Source organism: Pseudochrobactrum sp. AO18b (genome assembly GCF_000409565.1).
Taxonomy (GTDB): Bacteria; Pseudomonadota; Alphaproteobacteria; order Rhizobiales; family Rhizobiaceae; genus Pseudochrobactrum; species Pseudochrobactrum saccharolyticum.
This window is the reverse complement of sequence record NZ_ANNO01000256.1, coordinates 1-1,985: the sequence shown is the minus strand read 5'-3', so window position 1 is coordinate 1,985 and position 1,985 is coordinate 1. Positions and strand designations below refer to the sequence as shown.

The following is a 1,985-nucleotide window of genomic DNA, read 5'->3' as shown; positions in this document are numbered from 1 at the left end:
CCGTCAATACCGCCATAGAATAATGTCCATTCGCTTTTCGGGCTTTTGCGCACCTGCATACATTTTTGCGGCCCTACACCAACACAATCAACCAGCTTATTATTGATATAAAGCACCTCATTCTTACCGGCTGCACTCGCCTGCTGTATCGACAACAGACCGGCACCAACAATGGCCGCAGTTACAACAGGTATAATAAAGGTCTTTTTCACAGGCTTCTCCGTCTTCGCTTCTTACTTGCGTCAGCACTGAACTTAGCTAAAACAACCTGAACAGCAGGTGAACCGGATGACGTCTCAAAACACACATACCAACGGCAAGACCATTGCCATTATTGGCGGCGGTCCTTCAGGCCTTGCTGCGGCAGAAATTCTGTCCGCGCACGGGCATGACGTTACTGTTTATGAAGCCATGCCGACTGTTGCACGCAAATTTCTGCTGGCAGGCAAATCCGGTCTAAATATCACCCATTCAGAGCCCTATGAACGCTTTCGTACCCGCTATGGTTCCAGCGGCTCGCGCCTCATTCCGGCACTCGATGCTTTTACGCCTGAAGATATCTGTGAATGGACTGAACAGCTGGATATCGAGGTCTTCACCGGTAGTTCCGGCCGCGTCTTTCCGAAACGGATGAAAGCCTCGCCACTATTGCGCAACTGGGTCGCACGGCTGGAAGCGCAAGGCATCAAAATCCTGAAACGTCATCGCTGGAAAGGCTTCAGCGGAGACACTCTTTTGTTTGACACACCGGAAGGTGAAAAGCAGATCAGCCCTGATGCCACATTACTGGCTCTGGGTGGCGCCAGCTATCCGCGCCTTGGCTCTGATACCGCATGGGTGCCGTGGCTTACGGAAAAGAATATCAATACTGCACCTTTCCAATCGGCTAATTGCGGATTTGATGTTGACTGGAGCACAGTCTTTCGCGAGCGCTTTGCAGGTGCACCGATCAAATCGGTTGCCGTCACATCTCCGGCAGGCCGGATTGAGGGTGAATTTGTCATCTCGCAGCACGGCATTGAAGGCAGTCTGATCTATGCCCACGCCGCTGCATTGCGCGATCAGCTGAATAATACCGGCACCGCCAGTCTCTATCTTGATCTGACACCCGCACGGTCAGTTGAACGGCTGATACGCGATCTCACCAAGCAAGGCAGCAAAAGCAGCTTCTCCAACCGCCTGCGCAAAGCCACCGGCCTTGAAGGTGTGAAAGCAGCTCTATTACGCGAACTGATGCCGGATGCTCATATGCTCTCCGCAGAAGGTCTTGCGCAGCAAATTAAAAATCTCGCAGTGCCATTGCTGCGTCCGCGCCCGATTGCAGAGGCGATTTCCTCTGCCGGCGGCATTGTCTGGGATGAGGTCAGCGACAATTATATGCTGCACAAATTGCCGGGTGTTTTTGTTGCCGGTGAAATGCTGGATTGGGAAGCGCCGACCGGCGGCTATCTTCTCACCGCCTGCTTTGCAACAGGCCGTGCCGCTGCCCGCGGCATGCTTAAATGGTTGCAGGCTTAAACGATCTTCGCCTTCACAAACACATCATAGCGAGTGCTCTTGCCTAATATCTGATGCGAAGGTTTGCGGATACCTGCCATTGGTTCCGCACGCAGCGGCCATTTCAGTACAACACGGTTTTGCGCAGCTTCCAGCGCCACCTGCATCAGCCTTTCCGCATCAGGATCGGTACCGACAATCTCGCGGATCTGGCGCATTTCTTTTTTGACCAGTGCCGTATTTCCGCGTGGCGGATGCATCGGATCAACCAGAACTACCTGCGGCTTCAGTTCCGGCAACAAGGCACAGGAGTCACCAAAGAGCAGCGTCATCCGCGCCACGGTCTCCGCCAAGCGCCCGCCTTCTGCCGCAGCGCGTTCCAGCCCTGCGGCCAGCAAAGCATGCATTTTTTCTGACCGCTCAATCAAGGTCACTTTTGCGCCAAGTGATGCCAGCAAAAAGGCATCGCGGCCAAGCCCTGCGGTAGC

General features: G+C 54.1%; 3 protein-coding genes. 1 reads left to right on the top strand and 2 read right to left on the bottom strand.

Features of this window, described 5'->3' with window-relative positions; all coding sequences use genetic code 11:
• Positions 1 to 212, bottom strand: a 212-nt coding sequence (locus A918_RS0110545) for a DUF4377 domain-containing protein (protein WP_022711029.1), incomplete at its 3' end; no start/stop codon positions are given.
• A 76-nt stretch (positions 213 to 288) separates the two neighbouring features.
• On the opposite strand from A918_RS0110545, the gene A918_RS0110540 reads away from it, so the two are divergent.
• Complete coding sequence (locus A918_RS0110540) at positions 289 to 1,518, top strand: TIGR03862 family flavoprotein (RefSeq protein ID WP_022711028.1); 1,230 nt, start codon at positions 289 to 291, stop codon at positions 1,516 to 1,518.
• On the opposite strand, the gene A918_RS0110535 is transcribed toward A918_RS0110540, so the two are convergent.
• Positions 1,515 to 1,985, bottom strand: a 471-nt coding sequence (locus tag A918_RS0110535) for a class I SAM-dependent methyltransferase (protein WP_022711027.1), incomplete at its 5' end; no start/stop codon positions are given. The genes A918_RS0110540 and A918_RS0110535 overlap by 4 nt on opposite strands.

Coding starts and splice junctions, on each gene's coding strand:
- A918_RS0110540 (WP_022711028.1), top strand. CDS start 289: ATGACGTCTCAAAACACACATACCAACGGCAAGACCATTGCCATTATT.